Below are 21,604 nucleotides of genomic sequence, written 5' to 3'. Positions count from 1 at the left end.
CGCTACCCGCGCGGCGGTTTCTGAATGGTCGGCACCGTGGGAGAAAATGGGGTGTATGCGCCTGAGGATCTTCCTTGAACCCCAGCAGGGGGCCACCTACGAGGACCAGTTCGCTGTTGCCAGGGCCGCCGAGGACCTGGGTTTCGATGCTCTGTTCCGCTCGGACCACTATCTCGCCATGGGCGACCACGTCAGCGGTCTCCCCGGTCCCACCGACGCCTGGATCACCCTCGCCGGTCTGGCCAGGGACACCTCCCGGATCCGCCTCGGCACGCTGATGACGGCGGCGACCTTCCGCCACCCCGGGCCGTTGGCCATCTCCGTCGCCCAGGTCGACCGGATGAGCGGCGGCCGGGTCGAGTTCGGTTTCGGCGCCGGCTGGTTCGAGCAGGAACACGCGGTCTACGGAATCCCCTTCCCGGACTCCGGTCGGGAGCGTTTCGACCGCTACGAGGAGCAACTCGACATCATCACGGGATTGTGGGCCACTCCGGCGGGGGACACCTTCCGTTACGAGGGCAGGCACTACCGGTTGGCGGAGGGGCCGGCCCTGCCCAAACCGCAGCAGGGGCCGCACCCGCCGGTGCTGATCGGCGGTACCGGTCCCAGGCGCACCCCGCGGCTGGCGGCCAGGTTCGCCGACGAGTACAACGTGCCGTTCTCCTCCCTGGAGGAGACCGAAGCGGCCTTCGGCCGCACGGCCGACGCCGTGCGCGCTTCGGGCCGCGGCGCGCCGATGGTGTACTCGGCGGCCCAGGTCCTGTGCGCGGGGCGGGACGAGGCCGAGGTGGCCAAGCGGGCCGCCCGGATCGGCCGGGAGGTGTCGGAGCTGCGTCGGAACGGCCTGGCCGGGAGCCCCGACGAGATCGTGGACAGGATCGGCCGATTCGGGGAGGCGGGTGCTGAGAGGATGTACCTGCAGGTCCTGGATATGTCCGACCTGGACCAGTTGGAGTTGGTCGCCTCGCTGGTGGCTCCGCAGCTCGACTGAAACGGGTCGGGAACGGAGGGTGCCCGCAGGCGCAGGGAAGCCACCCGATAACTTGATATCGAGATACAAGTTGGATACCTTGACGTCAAGATAAAAGTGGGGCTTCCCCCCGGCCCGCTCCCGGTTCGGGCGTGTGAGGTCGACCGCTCTTCGACGTCGGACCCAGAACCCGTGGGCGTCCGCGGCCAGTGGGTCGCGTAACCCGTGACGATGTGGCGTCGTCGCAGGTGAAAGCGGCCTTGAAGGTTCACTGAGGCGGCGGGGGCCTTCACGTGTTGCCCCCCACGACCCGGCGAACCGGTTAGGGCGGCCTCAGTAGGTCCCGCATCCACCCCATGGGGCAGGATGCTGGGGACAAAGTGGCGATATCAGGAGGCAGACACCGTGTCCGCGAACAGCTTCGGCGCCCGTGACACGTTGCGCGTTGGCGACGAGTCGTATGAGATCTTCCGGTTGGACGCCGTCAAGGGCTACAACCGTCTTCCCTACAGCCTGAAGGTGCTGCTGGAGAACCTCCTGCGCACCGAGGACGGCACGAACGTCACCGCCGAGCACATCACGGCCCTGGGCAACTGGGACGCCAAGGCGCAGCCCAGCCAGGAGATCCAGTTCACCCCCGCGCGGGTGATCATGCAGGACTTCACCGGCGTTCCGTGCGTCGTCGACCTCGCCACCATGCGCGAGGCCGTCCGCGACATGGGCGGCGACCCGGACCAGATCAACCCGCTCGCCCCCGCCGAGCTGGTGATCGACCACTCCGTCGTCGTCGACCTCTTCGGGAGCCCCGACGCCTTCGAGCGCAACGTCGAGATCGAGTACGAGCGCAACTACGAGCGCTACAAGTTCCTGCGCTGGGGCCAGACCGCCTTCGACGAGTTCAAGGTCGTCCCGCCCGGCACCGGCATCGTGCACCAGGCCAACATCGAGCACCTCGCGCGGGTCACGATGGACCGCAAGGGCCAGGCCTACCCCGACACCTGCGTCGGTACGGACTCGCACACCACCATGCAGAACGGCCTGGGCATCCTGGGCTGGGGCGTCGGCGGCATCGAGGCCGAGGCGGCCATGCTCGGCCAGCCGATCTCCATGCTCATCCCGCGCGTGGTCGGCTTCAAGCTCACCGGTCAGCTCAAGCCCGGCACCACCGCGACCGACCTCGTGCTCACCATCACCGAGAAGCTGCGCAAGCACGGTGTGGTCGGCAAGTTCGTCGAGTTCTACGGCGAGGGCGTCTCCTCGGTGCCGCTGGCCAACCGCGCCACCATCGGCAACATGAGCCCGGAGTTCGGCTCCACCGCCGCGATCTTCCCGGTCGACGACGAGACCATCCGGTACATGCGCCTGACCGGCCGCTCCGAGCAGCAGGTCGCGCTGACCGAGGCCTACGCCAAGGCCAACGGCTTCTGGCACGACCCGGCCAACGAGCCCGAGTTCTCCGAGTACCTGGAGCTCGACCTCGCCGAGGTCGTCCCGTCCATCGCCGGCCCCAAGCGCCCGCAGGACCGCATCGCGCTGTCCGAGGCCAAGACGACCTGGCGCCACGACGTCAGCAACTACGTCGACGACGAGGTGGACGAGGCGGGCGACGAGTCCTTCCCGGCCTCCGACGCCCCGGCCCAGGCCCCCGACGGCGCGCGCCCGCGCAAGCCGATCAAGGTCACCATGGCCGACGGCACCGAGACCGAGATCGACCACGGCGCCGTCGTGATCGCCGCGATCACCTCGTGCACCAACACCTCGAACCCCTCGGTCATGCTGGGCGCCGCCCTGCTGGCCAAGAAGGCGGTCGACAAGGGCCTGTCCCGCAAGCCGTGGGTCAAGACCTCCATGGCCCCGGGCTCCAAGGTCGTCACCGACTACTACGAGCGTTCCGGCCTGACCCCGTACCTGGACAAGCTGGGCTTCAACCTGGTCGGCTACGGCTGCACCACCTGCATCGGCAACTCGGGCCCGCTGCCCGAGGAGATCTCGAAGGCGGTCCAGGACAACGACCTCGCGGTCTCCGCGGTCCTGTCCGGCAACCGCAACTTCGAGGGCCGGATCAACCCGGACGTGAAGATGAACTACCTGGCCTCGCCGCCGCTGGTGGTCGCCTACGCGCTGGCCGGGTCGATGGACGTCGACATCACCACCGAGCCCCTGGGCGTCGGCAACGACGGCGAGCCCGTCTACCTGGCCGACATCTGGCCCACCGCCGAGGAGATCCAGGAGGTCATGGACTCCGCGATCGCCTCCGACATGTACGAGTCCGCGTACTCGGACGTGTTCGCCGGTGACGACCGCTGGCGCGAGCTGCCCACGCCGACCGGCAACACCTTCGAGTGGGAGGGCGAGTCGACCTACGTCCGCAAGCCCCCGTACTTCGACGGCATGGGCCAGACCCCGGACCCGGTCACCGACATCTCCGGTGCCCGCGTCCTGGCCAAGCTGGGCGACTCGGTCACCACCGACCACATCTCCCCGGCCAGCGCCATCAAGCCGGGCACCCCGGCGGCCGACTACCTCAAGGCCAACGGCGTGGAGCGGCGCGACTTCAACTCCTACGGTTCCCGTCGCGGCAACCACGAGGTGATGATCCGCGGTACGTTCGCCAACATCCGCCTGCGCAACCAGATCGCGCCGGGCACCGAGGGCGGCTACACCCGCGACTTCACCCAGCCGGACGCGCCGGTGTCGTTCATCTACGACGCCGCGCAGAACTACGCCGAGCAGGGCACCCCGCTGGTCGTCCTGGGCGGTAAGGAGTACGGCTCCGGTTCCTCGCGTGACTGGGCGGCCAAGGGCACCCGCCTGCTGGGCGTGCGCGCCGTCATCACCGAGTCCTACGAGCGCATCCACCGCTCCAACCTGATCGGCATGGGCGTCCTCCCGCTGCAGTTCCCGGAGGGCCAGTCCGCCGACTCGCTCGGCCTGACCGGCGAGGAGACCTTCTCCATCACCGGTGTGACCGAGCTCAACGAGGGCCGCGTCCCCGCCACGGTGAAGGTCACCACCGACACCGGTGTCGAGTTCGACGCCGTGGTGCGGATCGACACCCCGGGTGAGGCCGACTACTACCGCAACGGCGGCATCCTGCAGTTCGTCCTGCGCCAGCTGCTCGCCAAGCAGTAGTCACGAGCTCCGCTCCGCACCCAACAGGTGCGCCGCGCGGTTCACGGGCCGCCACCGTCCACCCGACGGTGGCGGCCCTTTTTCGCGGTGATCTTGCTACCAGGGGCAAGTTCGGCGCCGAACTTGCCCCTGGTAGCAAGATCACCGCGGGTGGGATGGTTTCGGGCGCCGCGGGTTTCGCTACTGGCCTCAGGAGTCGCCCGTGCTTTAGGTGCGGTGCCCGCTTCCCCACGCCTTCCGAGCAGGGGTTCGGTTGGGTGTCGTGTGAATCCTGGGGCTCGTGCGGGTCGGGAACCCGGCTGACACGCCCCGCCCCGGGTCGTTTACGGGCTCGAATCACGGTTAGGGCCCCTGGTGAACGAGACGCGCACGACGACGAAAGGATTCCACGGTGTCCGAAGTCATTGAGGCCGTCGAGGTCGACCTGCCCGTCTCCGCCGTCTACACGCTGTGGACCCGCTTCGAGACCTTCCCGGAATTCATGGAGGGCGTCACCCGTGTGGACCGCCAGTAGGCGTCAGCGACCTTGGCGATCACCCGTACCGCGGGCTGCGCCGAGAGCCCGAACTCGGCCTTCAGCTGGTGGTAGACCTTCTGTTGCAGGGCGTACTTGTGCCGAGCCCCGCTGTTCTGCGCCACCTGGGAGGCGTGTGCAGGGTCGTCGCAAGCGCCCTCGCCTGCTCCGGCGAGGGCAGCAGTTTCACCCGCACGACCACCTTCATGATCGAACACACTAACGACACCACCCACGTCTGCGGGGCCGAACAACAAAACTCCCCCGAAACCCGCTGCAGCCGCCTGCGCTCATGGTCCAGCGGGCAAGACGATTCCTCCCGGGCGTGAACGCCCGGGCTTCCTCGCCAACAAGCAGGTGAAGGCCCGGACGACAGGCGACATGAAGCGTTTCAAGAGTTTCGCCGAGAACCCCAGGACGACCTCCTGGGCCCTCCGGCCCTGCGGGCGGCCACCGGTGACGGAACAGCCCCGGGTGACCTGGTGAGACGTGCCCGGTGCGGGGACCCCGGAGCCGGACGGGTGCCGGAGCCGAGGTAGTTTCATGGAATGTCCGACTCGGTTTCCACGGCGGCGGCCCGCCGTCTCCTGTCCCCCCTGGCAGTGGCGCTGCTGACCGCACTCCTCGTCCTCTCCGCGGCACCCGCGCAGGCCGAACCGGAGGAGACCGGCGAAGAGGACGTGGGCGCCGCGGAACACTTCGCGGGTCTCCTGGCGGAGGAACCCGAGGGCGCGGCGGTCGTCGTCGACGACTCCCTCGCCGGGGACTACAGCCTGTCGGAACTGGAACAGAGCCTGCACGGCTCCTTCGGCCGGCTGGACGTGCCGTACTACGTCGTTGCCAGCAGCGTCCCGGACTACGCGACCACGAGCGACGACTTCCTGGCCGGGTTGCAGGACCGTGTGGGCGAGCCCGGCCTGTACGTCCACCTGCGGCCGCAGCAGTCCCGGGTCCAGGCGGTGGCCCGTCAGGTGGACCTGCCGCTGGCCGAGGCCCAGCGGGTGCTCGCCAGGGAGCGGGCGTTCACCAGCTACACCCCGCTGCACAAGATGGCGGGCGTTTTCGTGGACACCCTGACCGCCCCCGACCTCGCCGAACGGGCCGAACGGGGCTGGAGCGACTCACTACCGATCACCTGGTGGCTGGACGCCCAACTCGGCGGTCTGCGGCTGGACACCCGGTCCGGACCGGCCCAGTTGGGCGAGCTCACGGCGGGCGTCGCCGGAACGGTGGTGACTCTGGGGCTGCTACTGGGGGCGGTCCGCGCCGGTCGGCGGGGCCGCGCCGCGAAGGCGGGGTACCACGGGGACCTGCCCGGTGACCGGGCCCTCGGGGTGGGCCGCGTCCTCGTCCTGGGGACGGGTGCGGTCGTGGTGGTCGCCTCCGTGGTCCACCTGTCCACCGCGACTCTGCCCTGGGAGGAACAGCAGCGGGGGCCGACCCCGCCGCAGGTCGCCCCCTACGTCGCCTCCACGGTCCGGGTCGCGCGGATCGCCGAGGAGCTGGACGAGGATCCCCTGTACGTGGACCCCCTGGCCCAGGTGGGCGTCCAGGACCTGAACGGAACCGCGGACCGTGTGGCCGGGGCCGATGTCCCCGTGTACACCGTGGTGCTGCCGATGAGCCGTACCGACGAGTCCGGCGGGGAACCGGAGGTCCTCGCGCACGCACTCCACCACGTCATGGACGAGGAGGGCGTCTTCGTCGTCGTGCACGACACCGAGGGGCACTCTCCCAAGGTGGGGGCGGCCCTGTTTGGTGTCGAGGCCGAGGGCCTCACCGAGGACCCGTACGGCCTGTGGGACGTGACCGGGCACCGGTTCGACCAGACGGTCGACCAGGCGTTGGTCGAACTGCTCGACTGGCTGGGGGACGTCTCGGCGGCTCCAGGGCAGGAACCGGAGACACCGGACTGGGCGCAGGAGAGGACCGAACCGCCCTACGAGCCCTCACGGTGGGAGGAGTTCTTCTCCGGCCGGTTCGCCGGGGCCCTGTTCCTGGCCGGACCGCTCACGGCCGCGGTGCTCCTCGCCCTGGCCGGGCTGGCGCTCCGTGTCAGGGCGCGCCTGCGTGCCGTGCCGGGACGCGCTCTGCGCCCGCGCGCCGACCGTGCGGTGCGCCGAGCGGTCAGGGCGTTGGAGTCGGCACCGCAGGACCGCCCGGGCAGGGACGCGGCCCTGCGCGAGATCGACACGGCTCTGGCCGTTCTGGCCGGGGAACCGGACGAACTCGACCTGGTTGGGGTGATCGTGCTGGCGGAGCGGGCGGTGCGCAGGCTCGACCCCGAGGCCGTGACCGGGGCCGACGCTCAGCTCTGCGAGGTCAACCCCCTGCACGGCCAGGCCGTGCGGCAGGGGACCAGCCCCGGCCGACCCCTGCACGGCCAGGCCGTGTGGCAGAGGACGAGACCCGGACCGTCCCTGTGCGCCTCCTGCACGGCGTTGGGGAAGAGCGAACGCGACCGGCGCACACTCCGGGTCGCCGCTCCGGGGGGAGACCGCGTCCCGCACGGGGAGCTGAACCGGCGGTGGGTCACCACCGGCTACGGGACCAGGGGCCGACTCAAGGCCGAAGATCTGCTGAAGGAATCCGATGTTCACTGACCACAGGACCGCGCGTACCCGTTGGGCCGCGGCCGCGGTGACACCACTGGCCGTCCTCCTCCTTGCCGCCGCCCCGGAGGTGGCCCGGGCCGACACCGCGGAGGAGGGCCAGGGGCCGAGTGAGCGCCTGGCGGCGGCGCTGGAGGAGACACCCGTCTACGTCGACCCCTCCTACGCCAGCGCCCTCCCCGAGGACCTCGTCCAGCGGGTGGAGAACAGCATCAACGACTCCGGGGTGCCGCTGAGGGTGGTGGCCGTCCCGATGATCGAGGGGGGCGACTGGAACGGTGACTCCTCCCTCATGGTCTCCGCCGTGCACGACAGGAGCGGCGCGGACGAGGCGCACTACCTGGTCCTGGACGGGCGATCCCTGTCCGGGCACGACTTCGAGACGGGGGACGACCGCACGATCCGCGCCTTCTACGGCAACGAGGCGGCCTCCATGGAGCTGGGCCGGGACGCCCCGACCGCGGAGCGCCTGGAGCGGGCAGTGGAGATCGCGCTCTCCGACGACCCGGAGGGGATCTACGACACCGCCAGGGAGCAGCAGGAGAGCGACCCGTTCGACTGGAGGTACTCACTCGGCCCGGGATCGTACACGCTGTTCGCGGTGCTCCCCTGGGTCCTGGCGGCTCTCGCCCTGCTGGGGCTCGGTTTCGGCTTCTACCGCTGGCGCAGGCCCCGGCCGGTTCCCGTGCTCGCCCAGCACGCGGCGTTCGACAACGCGAACCGGGCGCGTCGGGCGGAGCTGGCCCGCCGGGCGGGTGAGGAGGTGGTCGAACTCGGTGAGCGGCTGAGTCAGGCGGCTCCGACCAGCGATGACGGTGCGGCGGAGGCCCTTCACCGGGCTCTTGACGCACACGCAGCGGCCCGCAGGGTCTACGACCGGCTTCCCGACACCGGGGCCCTGGAGGAGATCGCCGGGGTGCTGGTGCTGTTGGACATGGCCGAGGACCACCTGGACCGGGCGACCCGGCCCGCCAACCGCCAGCGCTCCGCGCCCCTGCGCTCGCACTGCTACGCGAACCCGCTGCACGGGACCGTCACCAGGATGACGAAGTGGCGGGAGTTCGGCGGGCGCAACGACATCAGGGTGCCGCTGTGCGCTCCGTGCGCGAAGGCGGTCCGGGACCGGCAGCGCCCGACCGTGCTGTCCGCCCGGTACCGGGGGAGTGAGGTGCCCTACTACGAGGTGCCCGCCGAGGAGAGCGTGTGGGCGGCCACCGGCTACGGTGCCCTGCGTGAGGACCTGGTCGAGCGCGTTCTGCGCGGCGACCGCTCGGGGCGGACGAGATAACGTCCGGGCATCGGATCAGGGGATGTGGGAACCGGGAGCGTGTACGGGCGGTCAGTTCCCTGTGGCACCCTGACATGGCGCCCCGCCCGGGGCGCCCCGGGAACGGTGACAGAAAGAGAGACGGGCGGGCTGTGGACGACCCTCAGAACCAGGGATCGGAAGCCGAGGAGGTCGGCGGCTACCGACTGACTCGTTCGCTGGGACGGGGCGGTTTCGGTGAGGTGTTCCTCGGTGAGGCCGAGGACGGCACCCGGGCCGCGGTGAAGCTGCTGCACGCCAGCTGGGCGGGTGACGAGGACATGCGGCGCAGGTTCGCCGCCGAGGTGGACCAGGCACGCAAGGTGAGCGGGTTCTGCGTCGCGGCGATCCTGGACGCGGACCCCACCGCCGACCGGCCGTGGATCGCCACCGAGTACATCGACGGCCCCACCCTCCAGTCCTCCGTCGAGACGGACGGACCGCGCGCCGGGGTGGAACTCCAGCGCCTGGCCGTGGGCACCGCGACCGCGCTCGCGGCCATCCACGCCGCCGGGGTGGTGCATCGGGACCTGAAACCGGAAAACATCATGCTGGCCCCGGACGGGCCCCGGGTGATCGACTTCGGGATCGCCCGCGCGGTGGAGACCACCTCGGTGACCGCCAGCGGTGTGGTCGGCACGATCGGGTACATGGCACCCGAGCAGCTGGAGGGCGCCCGGCTGACCTCGGCCGTGGACGTCTTCTCCTGGGCTTCGGTGATGGTGTTCGCCGCCACCGGCCGGGAGGCCTTCCCCGGACCCACCCAGGCCTCGCGCATCGCCCGCATCCTGGGCGGCGCACCCGACCTGGGCGGTCTGGAGGGCCCGTTCGCCGACGCCCTCCGCGGCTGTCTGGACAAGGACCCCGGAGGACGGCCCGACGCCGAGTCCCTCATGAGACTGCTGATCGCCGCCCCCTCGGGCGGCGGGCCGGCCCGGGGACCGAACCGGACCGGGGGGCACGCGCACACAACCCCCGCCCCCGCGCCCGACCACGAGGCCACGACCCTCACCCCGGCACCCGACCACGAGGCCGCCTCGGTGGCGCCCCGCTCCGACGACCGGACCCGGATCGGCGTCGACCGGACCAGGGTCGCCGGGCACCCGCCGCTCGGCGTCGTGCCCGTCGACCCCACCCGGGTGGCGCCGCCCGCCAAGGCCGACCCCACCCGCGCCTACACCCGGGTCGCTTCGCAGGAGGCCCCCGCCGCCCCTCCGGCGCAGGCACCGCACACGCCGGCGCCGCACGCCTCCGGCCATTACGGACAGGGCGCCCCCGGACCGGACCCGTCCGGCTCGGGCCACCACGGTTACGGCCCCTACGCCTCGGGGCCGCACACTTCCGCCTCCGGGCACACCGGCGGTGTGCCCCCCTACCACTTCGCCGGGGTCCGGTTCGTCGACCCGGGGTCTCTGGCCGAGGCTCTGCAGCAGAACTGGAACGCCGCCGTCCAGCTCTTCAACGACCCCGCCGAACGCGCGGCCCTGGGCGCCTGGATCATGGACGACCTGCGTGACACCACGATCGACCGCTCCCTGTTCCGACGCGAGGTCAGGGACGCCAACCTGGCCGTGGCCTCCTTCGTCGCCCAGGTGCGCCCGGACCTGCCGCCGATCTTCCGCGGCCGGGGAGTGTCGGTGGCGGAGCTGAAGGAGCTGTTCGCGGACCCCCGTCCGCTGCTCACCGGTGCGCCGATGTCCAACGAGCTCGTGCTGTTGGCCCGCCCCGAGGTGCTGAGCACCATGAACGCCCACCACGCTCCCGAGCCCGGCGCCCATCAGCGGCTCGCCGAGGAGCTGTACCGGGCCGAACGCGCCGGGACCGCCCTGCACGAGCACCTCTCCCGCGAACTCGCCGGATGGCGCTCGACCCGGCCCAACGTCAACCCCGCACTGGTCCTCGCCTTCCTCCTCAACCCCGAAGGCGTTACCCCGCCGGGCACCGGAGGCGACGCCGGGGCGGCCGAGTGGGTGGACATCCTCTGGCAGCGCGTCACCGACGCCGCCAACCCGGACAGCGCCGGGTACGCCGCAGCGGTCTACGGGGCCATGAACACCATCCGGGCCCTGGCACAGCAGCGCCGTTACTGGGAGGATCGCTACTCCGAGGTGTCCGGGACACACGAGGCGCTCCAGGAGAAGGTGCGCTTCCAGGAGCGCCTGTCGGCCTGGACCCGGTGGTGCAGGTACGGCATCGTCGCGTTGCCCGTCGGGTTCGTCCTGGACGCGGCCGCGGACGCGGGCAACATGGCCCTCGTCGTGAGCCTGATCGGCACCCTCCTGATCTACGCGGGCCTCTTCGCGCTCCTCGGTGCGTTCGGCAGTGCCGTCACGAACGTGGTGATGTGCGGCGACGCCAAGCGCAGGAGCCAGCGGATCATGGAGTTGAGCAACTCCGGTCACCAGCTGCCCCAGCTGACCTCGGGCGTGAACCGCATCCGCAGCGACCTGGCCCAGGCGCGGAGGATCACCGCGGGCTGACCCGACGGACCCTTCCGGCCGGACCCCTCCCGGACAGGGCCGACAAGAGAACAAGGAAAGGTGGGCTCGTGGACGAGACCACGGACCTGGCCGCCCCCGGACGCACGGTCGGCCCCTACCGCCTGTTGCGTTCGCTCGGCAGAGGCGGTTTCGGCGAGGTGTTCCTCGGTGAGGCCGGGGACGGCACCCGTGCGGCGGTGAAGCTGCTGCACGCCAACTGGGCGGGCGACGAGGACATGCGGCGCAGGTTCGCCGCCGAGGTGGACCAGGCCCGCAGGGTGAGCGGGTTCTGCATCGCGGCGATCCTGGACGCGGACCCCACTGCCGACCAACCATGGATCGCCACCGAGTACATCGACGGCCCCACCCTCCAGCGCGCCGTCGCCGAGGACGGCCCCCGCCGGGGCGCCGAACTCCAGCGCCTGGCGGTCGCCACCGCGACCGCGCTGGCGGCCATCCACGCCGCCGGGGTGGTGCACCGGGACCTGAAACCGGAGAACATCATGCTGGCCCCGGACGGGCCCCGGGTGATCGACTTCGGGATCGCCCGCGCGGTGGAGACCACCTCGGTGACCGCCAGCGGCATCGTCGGGACAGTCGGATACATGGCCCCCGAGCAGCTGGAGGGGATGCGGCTCTCCTCAGCCGTGGACGTCTTCTCCTGGGCTTCGGTGATGGTGTTCGCCGCCACCGGCCGGGAGGCCTTCCACGGGCCCACCCAGGCCTCGCGCATCGCCAGGGTGCTCTCCGGGGAGCCCGACACCGGCGACCTGTCCGGTCCGCTGCTGGACGTCGTCCTCGCCTGTCTGGACAAGGAGCCGAAACGGCGCCCCGACGCCGCCGCCCTCTTCCACCACCTGGTGGCCGGCACCTCGCCGGACCCCGTGGAGACCGTGGCGCCCACCCGGGTCGAGGAGGGGCCGCGGACCCCGCTCACCCTGCACCACACCGAGGTCGAGGGAGGCGCGCGCCCGTCTCCCCGGCCCGAACCGGGGCACGCGCCGAACCAGTCTCCGGAACCCGCTCCGCCCGGTCCCGGCGCCCGCACGCCCTCCGCCGCCGGTCCGTTCCCCTCGGGGGAGGCGCCGCCCTACCACTTCGCCGGGGTCCGGTTCACCCGGATCGAGGTACTCGCCGCGGCCATGCAGGAGAACTGGTCGGACGCGGTCACGGTCTTCGGGGACCACGCCGAGCGGGCCATGCTCGGCTCCTGGGTCATCAACGACATCAACGACACCCGAGTCGACCGATCGCTGTTCCGCCGGGAGGTCCGGGACGCGAACATGGCGGTGGCCTCCTTCGTGGCCCAGGCCGCCCCGGAACTGGCGCCCCGTTTTCGGGGGCACGACCTGACGGTCGCGGGGCTGGGCCGGTTGTTCCACGATCCGCGCCCGCTCATCACCGGCGGCCACGAGGCCAACGAGCTGATGCTGCTGGCCCGCCCGGAGCTGTTGCGCCAGATGTCGGCGCACCGGACCGGGGACAGCGCACAGCTGAGCCAGCTGGCCCGGGACATCGAGACAGCGGAACGGACCGGGGCGGCCTTCCACGGGGAGCTCACACAGAACCTCGTCGGCTGGCGGAGGTTCGAGGGCAGGACGGAGCCCGCCCTGGTGCTGACCTTCCTGCTGCACCCGGAACTCGCGGTGGCGCCGGACCCGGGCGGCCTGCCCGGAGTGCGGGTGTGGACCTCGGCCCTGTGGTCACGGGTGGAGTCCGCCTCGGGCGCCCGCCGGGCCGGGTACGCGGCGGCGGTCTACGCGGCTCTTCCGAGCATCGTCACCCTCGCCCGGCAGCGCGGGGTCTGGGAGCGGAAGAAGGAGGTGCTGGACCGGGAGCACCAGATGCTCGCCGGGGCGGTGGCCGCCCAGAACGAGCACCGGAGCGTGCAGGTGATGCTGGGGCTGGCCGTGATCCCCCTCCTGGGCGCTTCCTTCGTCCTGGCCTCGGCAGCCCCGGACTCCGGGATCGGGATGCTGTTCTTCCTGGCCTCCGCGGCCTCCTTCCTCGCCTGGGTGGTCCTGACCGTGCAGCGTTCGCACCGCCACGGGAGCGATGCCCTGCGGGAGTCCAGGGAGTTCCGTCTGCAGAACATTCCCGGGCAGGACCGCAGACTGGTGGAGGGCCTGCAGATGATGGACCGCGACCTGGCCAGGGCCCGGCAGCTCTGCTCCCAGCCTCCCCGGCGCCGCGACTGACCACTCGGATCGGCGTGCCCAGACCGGCGCGGGGGCCGTGTCCCCGCGCTCCTGACCCGGACGGCCGGGGAGCGCCGACGGCCGGGTGAGCGCCGGTCGTCGGGGCCTCCTGCGGCCGGGGCCCTCCTCGGGCCGTTCCGTCCGTCAGAAGTTGTCCAGGTGCAGGTCGGCACGGTCCCGGGGGTGGTCGCGGGCGTAGAGGGAGTCCTCCTGCCGGGCCCAGCGCGCACGGTGGGGGGCGTAAGCCTCGGCGTCGTCGCGGTTGTCGAGCCGCTCCGCCCGCACTCTCCCGGGCGCCTCCACCCACACCAACAGGTCCACCAGGCCGCGCACGGGTGCCGCACCCGAACCGCACCCCTCCACGATCAGGGTGCCTCCGCCCTCGGCCAGGTCGGCGGGCAGACCCACCCTTTCCGTTCCGAAACCGCCGCGCTCCCAGTCGTACCTGTACCAGGACGCCTCGCGCCCCCGGGAGAGCGGAAGCAGGACCCGGTCCCGCAGCAGTACCGGAGCCTCGGCCAGGCCGTCCCAGCCGGGGTAGAGGTCCTCCATCGTCAGTACGGCCACCGGCTCGCCCCGGTCGGCCAGGGCCCGGCGCACCTCCTCGGCCACCGTGCTCTTCCCCGAGCCCGAACGGCCCTCCACCGCCACGACCCGCACGAGGGGCCCGTGCCCCGGGGCGCCCAGTACGGCCCCGGACACCCGGTCCGCCCACCCGCGCCGGTCGGTTCTCTCCCTTGGCATGCTCCGGATCCTAGCCCCAGTACCGGGTCCGGGGTTCGGCGCTCCGTTCACTGCTTGTAGCATTCCTCGAAACAACGCCAGAGTGCGCGGAACGAGGACGAAGGGGTGTGTGGTGACCGAGACCGGCACGACCCCGGGATCCCAGTCCGCGCTGCGGCAGGCCAACGAGCGCCGCGTCGTGGACGTGCTCCGCCGCGACGGCACCCGGACACAGGCCGAACTGGCCCGGGCCACGGGACTGTCGGCGGCCAGTGTCTCCAACATCGTGCGGGGCCTGCGTGCCGCAGGGACCGTGTCGGTCCGCAACACCTCCTCCAACGGGCGCCGGGCCCGGGCCGTCACCCTCCTGCGCCCGCCGGGAACGGTGGTGGCGATCGACTTCGCCGTCGACCGGATCCGGGTGGCGATCGGTGACAGCGAGGGCAACATGCTCGCCCACGAGTCCATCGCCTACGAGGTCACCGCCGACCCCGCCCGTGCGGTCCGCCGGGCCGCCTGGTTGACCGAGACCGCCCTGCTGGGGGCCCGGATCGACCTGGGCACGGTCGCCTCGGCGGTGGCCTCGGTGCCGGGTCCGATCGATCCCGGCAGCGGTGCGGTCGGCGCCATCTCCTGTCTGCCCCGCTGGTCGGGCTTCCGTCCGGCCGCGGCGCTGGAGGAGAGGCTGGGCCTGCCCGTGCTGGCCGAGAACGACGCGAACCTCGCGGTTGTGGCCGAACGGAAGCTGGGCGCCGCCCAGGGGGCCGACCACGTCATCCAACTGGTCCTGGGGGAGGGGATCGGCGCGGGCATCGTCATGTCCGGCCAGCTCTTCCGGGGGGCGGGCGGTACCGCCGGCGAAATCGGCCACATCGGGCTCGACTCACGCGGGCAGGTGTGCCGCTGCGGCAACCGCGGCTGCCTGGAGACCTTCGTCGGCACCGGGTACCTGTTGAACATGCTGCCCAGGAACCACGACCTGGGGTCGGGGACGGACCGGGTCCGGCTCAACGAGGTGGTCGCCTCCGCCCTGCGGGGGGATCCCGGGAGCCGCCGGATCATCGCCGAGGCCGGAACCGCCCTGGGCCAGGGCACCGCGATCACGGCCAACCTGTTCAACCCGGACCTGGTGGTGGTGGGCGGAGACCTGGCCGATGCCGGTGACCTGCTGCTGGAGCCCATGCGCCGGGCGATGGAGCTGGGGACCCTGGGCGGAGCCCTGGCCCAGCTCGAACTGGTTCCCAGCGCCCTGGGCGAGGACGCCTCACTCCGTGGCGCGCTGCTCACGGCCGCTCACAACCTGAGCTGAACACGGCGCCGCGTCCCGGTCCCGGATCACCCGCCCCGGCCAGGTTTGGATCCCCCCTTTTCGCCGTGATCTTGCTACCAGGGGCAACTTCGGCGCCGAAGTTGCCCCTGGTAGCAAGATCACCGGGGTTGGGGCGGCAGCCGCCCCCGCACCCTCCACCCGAGGTGAGCGCAGGGCGCGGGAGGTCGGTCCCACCCACCAGGCGGACACCTGCCTGCGAATCCGTGGGCTTCCACCACGTGTGGTTGACAGCAGGTCACACCCCTGGGGAACCGCTCTGACCTGCGCTTTTAATGACTTCATGTTATGAAGCTAACACTTGTGATGTTTCGGTTATGTGTTCATGAGTTGACGGCAAGGTGGCCGCGGGGTTCTACTTCACATCATCAATCGCGAGTTCTCACCCGCACCGGTTCCGCAAGAGAGGTCCCCCGCGTTGAGTACAAGACGCCCCCAGTCCCGACGTTCAACCGTCTTCGGTATCGCCGCCGCCAGCGCCGCGCTGGCCCTGTTCACCAGCGCCTGCGGCTCGCTCACCACGAGCGGTTCGGACGAAGAGGTCGAGACGCACAGCATCGAGGAGGGTTTCCACGTCGGACTCCTCCTCCCCGAACTCCAGACGGCCCGTTACGAGGCCTTCGACCGCCCCTACTTCGAGGAGGCGCTGGAGAACCTCTGCCCCAACTGCGAACTCTCCTACGCCAACGCCGACCAGGACGTCGACGAGCAGCAGACCCAGGCCCAGGCGATGCTGACCGACGGGGTCGACGTGCTCGTGCTCGGCGCGGTCGACTCCGAGGCCGCCGCCGGTACCGTCAACGAGGCGAGCAGCCAGGGCGTGCCCGTCGTGGCCTACGACCGCCTCGCCCAGGGCGGCGTGGACATGTACGTCTCCTTCGACAACTTCCGGGTCGGCCAGGTCCAGGCCGAGGCGCTCCTGGGCGCCCTCGAACAGGAGGGCACCGCGGGCGACGGCCAGATCGTCATGATCAACGGCTCCCCGACCGACCCCAACGCCGGCGACTTCAAGGCCGGCGCCCACGAGATCTTCGAGGGCCAGGTCGAGATCGGCCAGGAGTTCGACACCCCCGACTGGTCGCCGGACGAGGCCAACAGCCAGATGGAGGGCGCCATCACCTCCCTCGGCCTGGACGAGATCATCGGCGTGTACTCGGCCAACGACGGCATGGCGGCGGGCATCATCTCCGCCCTGCGCAGCGCCGGTGTCCCGGCGGACGAGCTTCCCCCGGTCACCGGTCAGGACGCCGAGCTCCACGGCATCCAGCGGATCGTCTCCGGCGAGCAGTACATGACCGTCTACAAGGCCATCCGCCCCGAGGCCCAGGTCGCCGCCGCCATGGCCGTCTCCCTCGCCACCGGCGAGGACCTCGAAGCCGGTGAGCACACCCTCACCGAGGTCGAGGACGCCGACGGCGAGCCGGTCAGCGCCGTACTGCTCGACCCCGTCGCGGTCACCGAGGAGAACATCGGCGACACGGTCGTCTCCGACGGTTTCTACACCATCGAGGAGATCTGCACCGAAGACTACGCCGACTTCGAATTCTGCCAGGAAGCCCTCTAACCAGGTCCGGTGCCCGGGCCGCCCCGCACGGTCGGGGCGGCCCGGGTGCGACGCCCCACCTGGGACGGAGCAACCGGACCCGTCCCGCCGGGGCGAGAAAGAGAAACAAGCACATGAGCACACCCGTCCTGGAACTCTCCGGGATCTCCAAGACCTTCGGGGCCGTGAAGGCGCTCAGCGAGGTCGACTTCCACGTCGACCCCGGTGAGGTCGTCGCCCTGCTCGGTGACAACGGCGCGGGCAAGTCGACCCTCGTCAAGGTCATCGCCGGCGCCCACCCCGCGGACAGCGGCGGCGTCATCTCCTGGGACGGTGACCCGGTCACCATCGGAGCGCCGTCCGACGCCCAGCGCCTCGGCATCGCCACCATCTACCAGGACCTCGCCCTGTGCGACAACCTGGACATCGTCGGCAACCTCTTCCTGGGCAACGAGCGCCTCCACTTCCCCGGCACCCTCGACGAGGTCGAGATGGAGCGCCGGGCCGTGGAGCTCCTCGACTCGCTGTCGGTGAGCATCCCCAGCCTGCGGGTCCCCGTCGCCTCCCTGTCCGGCGGCCAGCGCCAGATCATCGCGATCGCCCGCTCCCTGCTGGGCCAGCCCCGGGTGGTCATGCTCGACGAGCCGACCGCCGCGCTGGGCGTGGCACAGACCGCCCAGGTCCTGGACCTCATCGAACGGCTGCGCGACCAGGGGCTGGGCGTCGTACTGATCAGCCACAACATGGCCGACGTGCGTGCGGTCGCCGACCGGGCGGTCGTGCTCCGCCTGGGCCGCACCGCCGGGGACTTCCCCATCGCGGAGACCAGTTACGAGGAGATCGTGGCCGCCATCACCGGTGCCGCGGACAACCCGGTGACCCGCCGTTCCACCCGTACCGGCTCATCGGCCACGGCCACGAAGGACAAGGAATGAGCCAGCAGACACACGTTCCCAACAGCGTAGACGGGGCCCAGCCGCAGGACGGTGCCCGACGCGACCCGCGCCTTCTGACCACCGTCGCCTCGCCCAGCGGATGGCTTCAGGCGCTGCGCCGCAACATCAGGGGCGGCGAACTGGGCCCGTTGCCGGTGATCGTCGGCCTCCTGCTGATCGGCCTCGTCTTCCAGTCCATGAACGACCGGTTCCTGTCACCGCAGAACCTGTCGAACCTGACCGTCCAGATCGCCGCCGTCGGCCTCATGACCACCGGCGTGATCATGGTCCTGCTGCTCGGTGAGATCGACCTGTCCGTCGGATCGGTGTCCGGTCTGGCCGCCGGGGTCGTGGCGGTACTCGCGGTCCGGTACGGGACCTCCGAGTGGGTCGCCATCGGCGCCGCGGTGGGCGTCGGCCTTCTGGTGGGCCTGATCCACGGGTTCATCTTCGCCAAGATGGGCGTACCGGCCTTCGTGGTCACCCTCGCCGGCCTGCTCGGCTGGCAGGGCGTACACCTGAACCTCATGGGCAGCGACGGGAGCATCAACACCAGCTCCACCGGGCCGATCGCGATGCTCACCCAGACCTACTTCGTCCCGGTGGTGGGCTGGGCCCTGGTGCTGCTGACCCTGGCCCTCTACCTGGTGTCGGTCCTGACGGTCGAGCGGAAGAGGAGCGGTGCGGGCCTGCCGCACAAGTCGCTGGTCGAGGTCCTCTTCCGGGCCGGCCTGCTGGCCCTGCCGCTGGTCGGCGGTGTGTGGATCCTCAACCAGTACAAGGGTGTGCCGCTCGCCTTCCTGATCTTCGTGGGCTTCGTGGTCATGCTGGACCTGGTGCTGCGCAAGACCCGCTACGGCCGCATGGTCTACGCCGTGGGCGGCAGCTCCGAGGCCGCCCGCCGGGCGGGCATCAACGTGGACCTGATCCGGATCTCCGTCTTCGGTATCGCCTCCACCCTCGCGGCGCTCGGCGGCGTCATGCTCGTGTCCCGCAACTTCGCGGCGAGCGTCTCCACCGGCGGCGGCGCCGAGCTGATGATGGCCATCGCGGCCGCGGTCATCGGCGGCACCAGCCTGTTCGGCGGACGCGGCAACGCCTACTCCGCCCTGCTGGGCGGCCTGGTACTGGGCGCCATCACCTCCGGCCTGCTGCTGCTGCAGATGGACACCTCCGTGCGCTTCATGATCACGGCGGCGGTCCTGCTGATCGCGGTCATCCTCGACGCGATCTCCCGGCGCGGCCGCAAGACCCACGCCAGGGGCGGCGCGTAGCCGCCGCCTCCCCGTTCCCCTCCCGGAGGAACACGGCGGTCGACCCCGGACCGCCGTAGGGCCCGGGCCGGTTCCACTCCCACCGGCCCGGGCCCTCGTGTGCGCGGTCCCGGCACGGGCCGGCGGCGCCCCTGGGGCCGGGCGGGGGAACTGTGAGTTGCGTCGCTCCCGCGGCCGCGGCCGGTGCCACCGTCCACCGGGGGTGCCGCCGGGCGGTCCGATTCCGGGCCGTGCCCGCCCGCGACCGCCCCCGCTGAGTCGGCCCGGGCCGGTGCCCCCGCGCTGAACTGCGCTGATGGCTTCGGGAGGGCGGTGCCGCGCGTGCGGGCACCAGCGTTCGCCGTGAGCTGGGTCACCGTCGGGCGGCAGGTCCGTTGGTCCCGCCCCGTCAGGGGCGAAGGTCCCAAGGTCAGGGGCGGAATCCGTGCCCTTCGGAGCCCTGTTAGCTTCGCCGGGTCAAGCCACACCCAGCGCCCGCGGCCCGCCGTGCCCGGGCGTGCCTCCAGGAGAACCATGCGCAAGATCCTCGTCGTCGGTGCCGGACAGTCCGGGCTCCAGCTCGCCCTCGGTCTGCTCGCGGAGGACTACGACGTCACCCTGATCGCACCCCGGGGCCCGGAGGAGGTCCGTGCCGGACGTGTGATGTCCACCCAGTGCCTGTTCGGCCCGGCCCTGCGCCGGGAACGCCGCCACGGTCTGGCCTTCTGGGACGAGCGGGCCCCGGAGATCACCGGGGTGGGGGTCCGCGTGACCGGACGGTACGGGGGAGCGGACCCGGAGGCGGACTGGGTCGGGCACCTGGACGAGCCCGCCCAGTCGGTGGACCAACGCCTGAAGCTGGCCGCCTGGACGGAGCTGTTCGCCCGGAACGGCGGCCGTCTCGTCCTGCGCCGGGTGGGGGTACCGGAGCTGGAGGGCCTGGGCGCGGAGCACGACCTGACCATCGTCGCGGCGGGCCGTGGGGAACTCGCCGAACTCTTTCCCCGGAACGAGCGCAGATCGCCCTTCACAGAGCCTCAGCGCGTTCTGTCGCTGGCCTACGTCACCGGCGCCGAACCGCACCCCGCGGGCGGTGTCCTGGGGCGTACCGCGATCCCCGGGGCGGGGGAGCTGATCACCCTGCCCACCCTCTCCCTCGCCGGTGCCTGCCAGGCCGTGATGGTCGAGGCGGTGCCGGGCGGCCCCCTCGACCGGCCCCTGGGGCGCGAGGCGAGCGCCGAGGACCTCCTGGCGGGGCTGCTCGACGTCCTGCGCGCCCATGCCCCTCGGGAACACGAGCGTTTCGCCCGCGCACGACCGGCCGACCCGATGGCGGCCCTGCGCGGCGGCTACACGCCCACGGTGCGCGAGCCCGTCGCGCGGCTGGCCGGCGGCACCCCGGTCCTGGGCATGGCCGACTCCGTGGTCAGCAACGACCCCATCACCGCTCAGGGCGCCAACATGGCCTCGCTCTGCGCCGACGTGTACCGTCGCGCCATCGTCGACCACGGCGCGCGCCCCTTCGACGAGAACTTCATGCGTTCGGCCTTCGCCGCCTACTGGCGTCACGCCCGCCAGGTCACCGCGTGGAGCAGGGTCATGCTGTCCGGTCCCGACCACGTGTGGGAGCTGTACCGGTTGGCCGACCGGCACCAGCCCACTGCGGACCGGTTCGCCAACTCCTTCGGCGAGCCCGGCGGGCTCATCGACTGGTTCCTGCACCCCGAACGGGCGATGGAGTACGCGGACGCGGTGCGGGGCTCCGCCGCCGAATCATCCCGTGTCCCCATCTCCTAATCCCTACCGGAGACAGGGAGATATAGCGTCGTTCCCCTCATGTTCGCTGATCTCCTCACACCCACGCCCCACGCCCTGTTCGGCCAGATCGACGCGTGGGTCCTCCTCCTCGTCGCGGCGGCCGCCGTCCTGGCCGGGGCCGCCGTCCAGAGCATGGTCGGTCTCGGCCTCGGCCTCGTCTCCGCCCCGGTCATCTCCTTCCTCGACCCCACACTCATGCCCGGGGCACTCCTGGTCACCGTGATCATCCTCCCGGTGCTCACCCTCCTCCAGGAGTGGCGGCACGTGGACTGGCGCGGCATGGCCTGGGGGCTGCCGGCCCGGATCCCCGGAACCGTGCTCGGCGTGTGGGTCGTGGCCGTCCTGGAGCCGCGCGCGCTGGCCGCGGTCGTCGGAGCGATGGTGCTCGTGGCCGTCGTCCTGTCCGTGTGGGCCTTCCGGGTGCGGATCACCCCGACCTCCCTGATCGCGGCGGGCGCACTCTCCGGCTTCGCGGGCACCTCCACCTCGGTGGGCGGCCCGCCCATGGCCCTGCTCTACCAGCACGAGCCCCCCGAGCGGGTGCGGGCCACCCTGGCCGCCTTCTTCCTCTTCGGCGGGGCGTTCTCCCTGCTCGCCCTCACGGTCGGCGGCCAGCTCGACGGCCGTACGGCCGCCACCGGGATCGTCCTGATCCCCTTCGTCGGCCTCGGCTTCCTCCTCGGCAGCCGGGCACGCCGCTGGATCGATCCGGTCAGGCTGCGTGTCGGGCTGCTGTGCGTGGTGACCGCCTCCGCGATCGGCCTTCTCACACAGGCGGTGCTCGGATAACCTC

14 protein-coding genes are annotated in these 21,604 nt (G+C 71.4%); 13 read left to right on the top strand and 1 reads right to left on the bottom strand.

Features of this window, described 5'->3' with window-relative positions:
- The first annotated feature begins 55 nt into the window (after positions 1–55).
- From IE195_RS13240 to IE195_RS13210, 7 genes are all read left to right on the top strand, one after another.
- Positions 56–991: an LLM class F420-dependent oxidoreductase gene (locus IE195_RS13240; RefSeq protein ID WP_191271158.1), complete on the top strand. Its 936-nt coding sequence runs from the start codon at positions 56–58 to the stop codon at positions 989–991.
- 384 nt (positions 992–1,375) lie between these two features.
- Positions 1,376–4,102: an aconitate hydratase AcnA gene (acnA, locus tag IE195_RS13235; protein ID WP_308428426.1), complete on the top strand. Its 2,727-nt coding sequence runs from the start codon at positions 1,376–1,378 to the stop codon at positions 4,100–4,102.
- Between the two features lie 391 nt (positions 4,103–4,493).
- The gene (locus tag IE195_RS26495; protein WP_264081824.1) at positions 4,494–4,616 is read left to right on the top strand and encodes an SRPBCC family protein; all 123 of its coding nucleotides are present in this window, start codon (positions 4,494–4,496) and stop codon (positions 4,614–4,616) included.
- A gap of 548 nt (positions 4,617–5,164) precedes the next feature.
- Positions 5,165–7,219, top strand: a complete 2,055-nt coding sequence (locus IE195_RS13225; RefSeq protein ID WP_225942399.1) for a hypothetical protein — start codon at positions 5,165–5,167, stop codon at positions 7,217–7,219.
- Complete coding sequence (locus IE195_RS13220) at positions 7,209–8,516, top strand: hypothetical protein (RefSeq protein ID WP_191271154.1); 1,308 nt, start codon at positions 7,209–7,211, stop codon at positions 8,514–8,516. The genes IE195_RS13225 and IE195_RS13220 overlap by 11 nt, the downstream gene beginning before the upstream one ends.
- A 131-nt stretch (positions 8,517–8,647) precedes the next feature.
- Positions 8,648–11,014: a serine/threonine protein kinase gene (locus IE195_RS13215; RefSeq protein WP_229826194.1), complete on the top strand. Its 2,367-nt coding sequence runs from the start codon at positions 8,648–8,650 to the stop codon at positions 11,012–11,014.
- A gap of 68 nt (positions 11,015–11,082) precedes the next feature.
- The gene (locus IE195_RS13210; RefSeq protein WP_191271150.1) at positions 11,083–13,212 is read left to right on the top strand and encodes a serine/threonine protein kinase; all 2,130 of its coding nucleotides are present in this window, start codon (positions 11,083–11,085) and stop codon (positions 13,210–13,212) included.
- A gap of 144 nt (positions 13,213–13,356) precedes the next feature.
- Here IE195_RS13210 and IE195_RS13205 read toward each other — a convergent pair whose 3' ends face one another.
- Positions 13,357–13,956, bottom strand: a complete 600-nt coding sequence (locus IE195_RS13205) for a uridine kinase family protein (protein WP_191271148.1) — start codon at positions 13,954–13,956, stop codon at positions 13,357–13,359.
- Between the two features lie 112 nt (positions 13,957–14,068).
- Here IE195_RS13205 and IE195_RS13200 point away from each other — a divergent pair, with 112 nt between their 5' ends.
- The 6 genes from IE195_RS13200 (at position 14,069) to IE195_RS13175 (ending at position 21,600) form a co-directional block, all read left to right on the top strand.
- Positions 14,069–15,244 carry an ROK family transcriptional regulator gene (locus IE195_RS13200; protein WP_191271146.1) on the top strand — a complete coding sequence of 392 codons (1,176 nt, stop codon included), beginning with the start codon at positions 14,069–14,071 and terminating at the stop codon, positions 15,242–15,244.
- 436 nt (positions 15,245–15,680) lie between these two features.
- Positions 15,681–16,826, top strand: coding sequence for an ABC transporter substrate-binding protein (locus IE195_RS13195; protein WP_191271144.1), 1,146 nt, complete (start codon positions 15,681–15,683; stop codon positions 16,824–16,826).
- 113 nt (positions 16,827–16,939) lie between these two features.
- Entirely contained in the window at positions 16,940–17,740 is an 801-nt protein-coding gene (locus tag IE195_RS13190) for an ATP-binding cassette domain-containing protein (RefSeq protein WP_191271141.1), read from the top strand.
- On the top strand, positions 17,737–19,014 hold the full coding sequence (locus IE195_RS13185; protein WP_191271139.1) for a sugar ABC transporter permease: 1,278 nt from the start codon (positions 17,737–17,739) through the stop codon (positions 19,012–19,014). Before IE195_RS13190 ends, IE195_RS13185 begins: the two co-directional genes overlap by 4 nt.
- Positions 19,015–19,527: 513 nt before the next feature.
- On the top strand, positions 19,528–20,790 hold the full coding sequence (locus tag IE195_RS13180) for a styrene monooxygenase/indole monooxygenase family protein (protein ID WP_191271137.1): 1,263 nt from the start codon (positions 19,528–19,530) through the stop codon (positions 20,788–20,790).
- Between the two features lie 39 nt (positions 20,791–20,829).
- Positions 20,830–21,600 (top strand): sulfite exporter TauE/SafE family protein, encoded by a 771-nt coding sequence (locus tag IE195_RS13175; protein ID WP_191271135.1) that lies wholly within the window; start codon positions 20,830–20,832, stop codon positions 21,598–21,600.
- Positions 21,601–21,604 lie beyond the last annotated feature (4 nt).

It is taken from the genome of Nocardiopsis terrae, assembly GCF_014651695.1.
GTDB lineage: Bacteria > Actinomycetota > Actinomycetes > Streptosporangiales > Streptosporangiaceae > Nocardiopsis > Nocardiopsis terrae.
The sequence above is the reverse complement of the archived record's forward strand: the minus strand, read 5'-3'. Positions and strand labels throughout refer to the sequence as shown.

Excerpts from the sequence above, each read along its gene's own strand:
- IE195_RS13225 (WP_225942399.1), top strand. The coding sequence starts at position 5,165 with ATGTCCGACTCGGTTTCCACGGCGGCGGCCCGCCGTCTCCTGTCCCCC.
- IE195_RS13240 (WP_191271158.1), top strand. The coding sequence starts at position 56 with ATGCGCCTGAGGATCTTCCTTGAACCCCAGCAGGGGGCCACCTACGAG.
- IE195_RS13205 (WP_191271148.1), bottom strand. The coding sequence starts at position 13,956 with ATGCCAAGGGAGAGAACCGACCGGCGCGGGTGGGCGGACCGGGTGTCC.
- IE195_RS13220 (WP_191271154.1), top strand. The coding sequence starts at position 7,209 with ATGTTCACTGACCACAGGACCGCGCGTACCCGTTGGGCCGCGGCCGCG.
- IE195_RS13185 (WP_191271139.1), top strand. The coding sequence starts at position 17,737 with ATGAGCCAGCAGACACACGTTCCCAACAGCGTAGACGGGGCCCAGCCG.
- IE195_RS13180 (WP_191271137.1), top strand. The coding sequence starts at position 19,528 with ATGCGCAAGATCCTCGTCGTCGGTGCCGGACAGTCCGGGCTCCAGCTC.
- IE195_RS13190 (WP_191271141.1), top strand. The coding sequence starts at position 16,940 with ATGAGCACACCCGTCCTGGAACTCTCCGGGATCTCCAAGACCTTCGGG.
- IE195_RS13175 (WP_191271135.1), top strand. The coding sequence starts at position 20,830 with ATGTTCGCTGATCTCCTCACACCCACGCCCCACGCCCTGTTCGGCCAG.